The organism is Microcoleus sp. PH2017_24_DOB_U_A (assembly GCF_020738205.1).
Classification (GTDB): domain Bacteria; phylum Cyanobacteriota; class Cyanobacteriia; order Cyanobacteriales; family Microcoleaceae; genus Microcoleus.
Map to the genome: position 1 here is coordinate 36547 of NZ_JAEQCT010000074.1, position 6125 is coordinate 42671.

Annotated in this window: 7 protein-coding genes; 2 read left to right on the forward strand and 5 right to left on the reverse strand. The window is 45.6% G+C overall.

Annotated features, from left to right (window positions below; all coding sequences use genetic code 11):
* Position 1 precedes the first annotated feature (1 nt).
* Both JGK07_RS21130 and JGK07_RS21135 read right to left on the reverse strand, forming a co-directional pair.
* Entirely contained in the window at positions 2-208 is a 207-nt protein-coding gene (locus tag JGK07_RS21130) for a hypothetical protein (RefSeq protein WP_293178365.1), read from the reverse strand.
* 560 nt (positions 209-768) lie between these two features.
* On the reverse strand, positions 769-1941 hold the full coding sequence (locus JGK07_RS21135) for a DegT/DnrJ/EryC1/StrS aminotransferase family protein (protein ID WP_293178362.1): 1173 nt from the start codon (positions 1939-1941) through the stop codon (positions 769-771).
* Between the two features lie 127 nt (positions 1942-2068).
* Here JGK07_RS21135 and fetB point away from each other — a divergent pair, with 127 nt between their 5' ends.
* Together fetB and JGK07_RS21145 are read left to right on the forward strand one after the other, a co-directional pair.
* Positions 2069-2848 carry an iron export ABC transporter permease subunit FetB gene (fetB, locus tag JGK07_RS21140; protein WP_293178359.1) on the forward strand — a complete coding sequence of 260 codons (780 nt, stop codon included), beginning with the start codon at positions 2069-2071 and terminating at the stop codon, positions 2846-2848.
* 258 nt (positions 2849-3106) lie between these two features.
* Complete coding sequence (locus JGK07_RS21145) at positions 3107-3727, forward strand: Uma2 family endonuclease (protein WP_293178356.1); 621 nt, start codon at positions 3107-3109, stop codon at positions 3725-3727.
* A gap of 116 nt (positions 3728-3843) precedes the next feature.
* Here JGK07_RS21145 and JGK07_RS21150 read toward each other — a convergent pair whose 3' ends face one another.
* From JGK07_RS21150 to JGK07_RS21160, 3 genes are all read right to left on the reverse strand, one after another.
* Positions 3844-4077 carry a hypothetical protein gene (locus tag JGK07_RS21150; RefSeq protein WP_293178353.1) on the reverse strand — a complete coding sequence of 78 codons (234 nt, stop codon included), beginning with the start codon at positions 4075-4077 and terminating at the stop codon, positions 3844-3846.
* Positions 4078-4355: 278 nt separating this feature from the next.
* A complete protein-coding gene (locus JGK07_RS21155) occupies positions 4356-4664 on the reverse strand; it encodes a hypothetical protein (RefSeq protein WP_293178350.1) in 309 nt (102 codons plus the stop codon).
* Entirely contained in the window at positions 4657-5793 is a 1137-nt protein-coding gene (locus JGK07_RS21160) for an AAA family ATPase (protein ID WP_293225423.1), read from the reverse strand. The genes JGK07_RS21155 and JGK07_RS21160 overlap by 8 nt, the downstream gene beginning before the upstream one ends.
* Positions 5794-6125: the final 332 nt, after the last annotated feature.

Below are 6125 nucleotides of genomic sequence, written 5' to 3' on the forward strand. Positions count from 1 at the left end.
TTTATGAAAATTGCAGCTTAAATTGAGATTGGGCATCGGGCATCGGGCATCGGGCATCGGGCATAAAAGCATCGGGCATCGGGCATCGGGCATCGGGCATCGGGCATCGGAAGTCGAAAGTTAAAACCTTCTTCCGTCTTCCTTCTTCCGTCTTTCTTCTTCCTTCTTCCTTCTTCCTTCTTCCTTCTTCATCATTGACCGATCGCAAATTTTAGGCGAGCGGAAAATGCACCCGTTGAAGGCGGATTGCCAGCCTAAATTTGTTTCTTTTCATTAAATATAGTACTTGACACTCCTCGACTATCAAGGTACGAGGATTCTTGGGCTGAATCGTGCCTCTACCAACAATGTCAGTTTTGGTCTTACAGTTTCATGTCTAGTCCGACTACACCTTTTACAGCAAGCACTCTTACGGACTACTCCCCAAGCGTAAATTCGCGTGTGTCCCACGCTATTTGATTTTTATTTGCTCTTACCGTGTGGATTTGGTTTTTACCATTGACGGTTAAAGATTTTGAGATCCCGGAGTAGGACGTTCAACCTGTTTCCTCACGTTCTCACGGTCAGCAACCTACGAATACTATAGCAGAAAGCCGTCAAGCTTATGACGGGGTTTTAAACCCAAATTTCTGATAAAAGTACAAGTGATCAGTCAAAACACTTAATATGTTTTCCTGACCGCTGCACCAGTACGACACTGCAACCCTACAATTCCTCTATTCTCAGGTATTTCTTTCGATCGGGCGATCGCACAAAAGCCACTAAATCCTATCCGCCCTTTGCCAAACAATCTTTCAGCCCGTAAATTGCCCTCTCCTGTTGATCCCTCGAAAGTTCCGGGAACATCGGCAAAGACAAGACTTCGCGACAAACTTGCTCAGCTACAGGCAACTGACCGGCTTGATAGCCCAAAGATTTGTAAACAGGTTGCAGGTGCAAAGGTAACGGATAGTAAACCATCGAACCGATGCCGGATTCCTGCAACTTAGTCCGCATCGAGTCGCGGAAATTACCAGAAGGATTTGGCGCGCCTTCTGGACTTGTCAGCCGGATTGTGTCTTGACTTGTCAAGCGAATTGTATATTGATTCCAAACAGGCTTGGCTGCTGGCAATTCCTTGGGGACAGCAACTCCGGGCACGCGGGAAAGAAATTCGCTATAAACGGCTGCTTTCTCGCGCCGTTGGGAGTTCCAACTGTCGAGATACCGCAACTTAATGCTGAGAATCACCGCTTGCAGGGCATCCAGACGGCTGTTGTAGCCTATTTCCTCGTAAAAATACCTAGAAGACTGTCCGTGCTCCTTAAGCATACGCATGGAAGCTGCCAGGGCGCGATCGTTTGTTGTCACCGCGCCGCCGTCACCGCAAGCGCCTAAATTTTTGGTCGGATAAAAGCTGAAGCAGCCCACATGGCCGATGCTGCCGACTTTTCTAGACTCCCACTCGGCCCCGACAGACTGGGCGCAATCTTCGATGACGGCTAAGTTATGCTTGGTGGCAATTTCCATCAACCGAGTCATGTCTGTGGGTTGTCCGAAAATGTGAACCGGCATAATTGCCTTGGTTTTGTCGGTAATTGCCGCTTCCAAAAGTTCGACATCCAGATTAAAAGTCCCGCTGTCAATATCGACAAATACGGGAGTTGCACCCACAGCGCTAATTGTTTCAGCGGAAGCGAAGAAGGTAAAAGGAGTGGTAATTACTTCGTCGCCGGGGCCGATTTTGAGAGCTCGCAAAGCCAAAATTAGGGCATCGGTGCCGGAGTTGCAGCCAACGCAGTCGGAAACGCCTGTGTAGTTGGCAAACTCTTGCTCAAAACTCTTGACGGCGGGGCCGCCGATGTAGCCGCCAGAGGCGAGCACTTTTTGTACCGCAGCGCCGATTTCGTCGCCAATCTGGGCGTACTGCTGGGTTAAATCGAGGGGGGGAACGTTATTCACTCTTGACACCACAAATTGCAACCATTATCAAAGCAAATTCTTACAGCAAAACTGTTTCTCAGAAACCTTTATTCAAATATCTTATAGTTGGACGGGCAAACAATCACTTTATCGAAAGGGAGCGCGGATGTTAATTCTGCTAGATTTTACTGATTTGGGTTGGGCTTTGGGGATGGTGGCGATCGCGATCGGGCTTTCGGCGTGGCAGGGATTGGGGTTGGAAGGGGCTCTGGCGATCGCGGCGGGGCGCACCTTGATCCAGCTAATCGGAGTCGGCTACGTGCTCGCCGTGGTGTTTGCGCCGGAGGGGAAAAATCCGTGGCTGGTGTTAGCAGTGTTAGCAATCATGCTGGCCACGGCTAGCATGGTGGCCACCAACCGGATTAGCAAAAAAATCAAGCACTTGCTGCCGTTAGTTGTGGGTTCGATATCGATCGGTACGGCGTTTACTCTGGCCTATACACACTTGCTAATTTTGCAACCTGATCCCTGGTACGAACCGCAGTATTTGATTCCCCTAGCGGGGATGATTTTGGGCAATGCGATGAACTCAGGGGCGATCGCTGGTGAAAGACTTGTGAGTACAGTTAACAGCAGCCAATTAGAAATAGAAACCCATTTAAGTTTAGGATCGACTCCGCAGCAAGCAGTAAAACAGTACCGCAAAGATGCGATCAAAGCTGGATTAATCCCCACATTAAACACAATGACAGTCGTAGGTATCGTAACATTACCGGGAATGATGACGGGTCAAATGTTGAGCGGTGTCAGTCCTTTGGATGCAGCATCTTATCAAATTTTGATTATGTTTGTGTTGGCGCTAGCAACTTTAATCGCCACTCTATTGTTGACTGAGGGATTGTGTCGGAGTTTTTTTAATCAAGATGCACAATTAATCAAATGGTAATTGGGAATTGGGCCTTGGGCATTTATAATATGAATAGCGCTTATCAGAAAAATTAGGTACGTTGTTGGGCTTCAGCCCTCTGAGTTTAATGATTATCGATCTATCAGTTACACCTCATCTTTTTGAGAAAGGCTATAGGTAAGAACTTGCATTTAGCCTTATTTTCTTGAACAGGCAAGATGCCTGTTCCACAAAGAGTCAGTTTATCTTGTGGGGTGGGCTTCTAGCCCGCCCGATTCATCACCAAGGAGAATAACCATGATTCAAATAGCAGCTAAAACGCTAACTTTTGAAGAATTTGCGGAATGGAAGCCAGAAAACGGACGTTACGAACTGCACAATGGAGAGATTGTTGAAATGTCACAGCCATTAGGAGACCATGAAGAAGTTATCGGTTTTTTAGCCTCCGAATTAACTGCTGAGTTTAGAAAAGAAAAACGTCCATACTTCATCCCCGGAAAAGCATTAATTAAGCCACCAGAAAACGAATCAGCTTATTCGCCGGATATTCTGATATTAAATCGCCCCAACTTAACATCAGAACCTTTGTGGAAAAATTTTTCAACCGTAACTCAAGGAGCATCAATTCCGCTGGTTGTTGAAGTCGTTAGCACGAATTGGCAAGATGACTACATAAAAAAGGTAGGTGAATACGAACTAATCGGCATTCCCGAATATTGGATTGTGGATTATCTCGGTTTGGGCGGCCGTCGATTTATTGGGAATCCCAAGCAACCGACTATTTCGATTTATCGGTTGATTGATGGCGAGTATGAAGTTAGTCAATTTCGGGGAGATGATAGGATTGAGTCGCCAACTTTTCCAGAGTTGAAGTTGACGGCACAACAGATTTTTCAAGCGGGATTGAGTGAAGGATAAAATTGCTGGAAATAACGATATCGGGTAGGGACACGGCAATGCCGTGTCCTCTATTTCATCGCCGTGTTGTCTATTTCAACCGCCCGCTGATATAACCGATGAGGCTAGACCAATTTCTAGGCTTTGCGCTTGATTAAAACGCTAATAAATTGTCCCGGCTTTGGGCCTCGCTGCAACTTACTCCAATCGCCGACGGTGGCGAATCCCAGCCTGTACAAGGTGTGGATGGTTTCTAATACGGTTTTCTGGGAACCGACAACCGTTATCTGCACGATTTCCTGTTCGGATACTGCACAGCCGTCATTTGGCTGCACGGAAGAGTTATCGTCAGGCACGAATTCCTGTGACATAATTATGGTCTCCTGGTTTTTGGTTGTTTTCTGGGAGGAAAACCCAAAAACCCAGCCGCCCCGCATACTAACAAAAGGCAGGGCGGCGACAGAGAATGCTAAGATTCTCGATCAGCCTCCAGACTGCTCATCTCAGTTTGGCGGTTAGCTGTCCGTTGCTGCTGGTTACAGCTTCGGACAGTGCAACTAGATTTTCGGGCGATCGTGGCTGCTTCATCTTCGAGCAAAGCAACCTTAATTTCACAGCGTAGCGGCTTCTGGGGCCGCCGTCAATACATTTAAGATTTTAGATTTTCGTCCCACAACTCGGACACTGCTGCACCATCAGCTTTTAATGCTCCATCTTTACGATGACCTAAATATCTGGGAGGACGGAATCCTAAGCTTTGTTGGAAATTATCTATAATTTGATTAATATTTTTCCAGCAAGAATTCTCTGTGCCAGCTTCTAAACCACTCCATTGATATAGATGTTGCAGCATCTCAGGGTCTAACCAGTCAATTTTTTGCACTAAAGTGCGATCGGCTAATTTAGTAGCGGTTCGTGCGTCTGCACTACTTTCGACAATCACTACAAACTCAATCATTAATTTCTCCTGCAACCACCCAATCTTCTCCCTCCGCATCCCAGAATTCTCCGGTGGTTAAAGTTTGTTTTGCCCATTCTACATCAGGATGTTCATCTAATCTTTTGCAACGAGTCACACCGGAGTTATTGTTACTTAATACATGAACTTGAGACGGAGTAAGTTCATCCACAATGTAGGGAGAATGGGTGGAAAAAATAATTTGCAGGTTGTTGTTTTGTTGAATAATTTCTTTAAAAACAGCGATTAATTCTCGTTGTGCTTTTGGGTGGAGTCCCTGTTCGACATCATCTAGTAACACTAAATTAGGTTGAGTTGGATTTATCAAAACAGTCAGTAATCCGAGGGCGAGCATTGTTCCTTCGCTAATCGCATGGGCTGGAATGCGTTTACCAGTATTCATGTCTAGGACAACTTCTTGCCCTGTCATTTCCTGACTTTCTTCGTAGGAGATAGATTTGCCATCGACTTCGATTAAGCGTTGGCGATTTACCATAACCTTGGCTCGTTTTACGCCTACTTCGCGTACACCTGGTACAATCCGTTTCAACATTTCTTGTAAAGATTGAAACTTATCTGGAGCTTCGTCACGAAGATAGTCTAAGGTAGGTGCTAAGCCTGAACCATCGAACTCAACTCGCGGAATGATTGCATCGCTGTAAGCTGCTTTAGCAAGATTAGTAGCTACTAGCTTAAGATGAACTGAGTATCTCAAAGATTCAGGAATTGGCTCTTTCGTAGTGATTAAGGAAGTTTTAGACATTACTTTCCTATATTCCTGGTTTTTATCGGCCTTCCATGATGCTGTCGGAAACCAAGAATGATTAACTCTTTGTCTCCATTCATAAGAAGCTTCCCAATCATTTCGATCTGGGTTTTTCCAACAACCACTTGCAGTAACAGACATATTATTTTGCCCAATTGTTGTAAGAAATTGAGGCGCTCTTTCATTCTGAAAAATATTTGCAAATGATGAATTAGTAAGCTGACTGAGATAATGCAATGCTTGCAAAACGGATGTTTTACCAGAACTGTTTTGTCCTACGAGGGCGTGTAAGCCTGAATTGTCAAAATTAATTTCTGTATCTTGATGACTTTTGAAGTTATGAAGTTTTACCTTTTCTAGCATTGGATTGCTAACACCATTTCATACAGTATACTAGCGATTTCCGTCGCCGATTCCCCAATTAATACTCATCGACAAAATCTGGATGAAGCCACAGAAATTCGCGGCGCAATTACTTCGGGAGCATCTCAGTTTTGTTGTTATAGTGCTGTCCACTCCGAGCGAGTATTATACAGCTCGTTCTTGGTGGACAGCACTGCAAGCAAGATGGTTTTTGCAAAAATGTGATGCTCCCAGAGCGCTGAAGCGCAACTACGTACCTTTCCGGAGCGCTGAAGCGCAACTACGTACCTTTCCGGAGCGCTGAAGCGCAACTACGTACCTTTCCGGAGCGC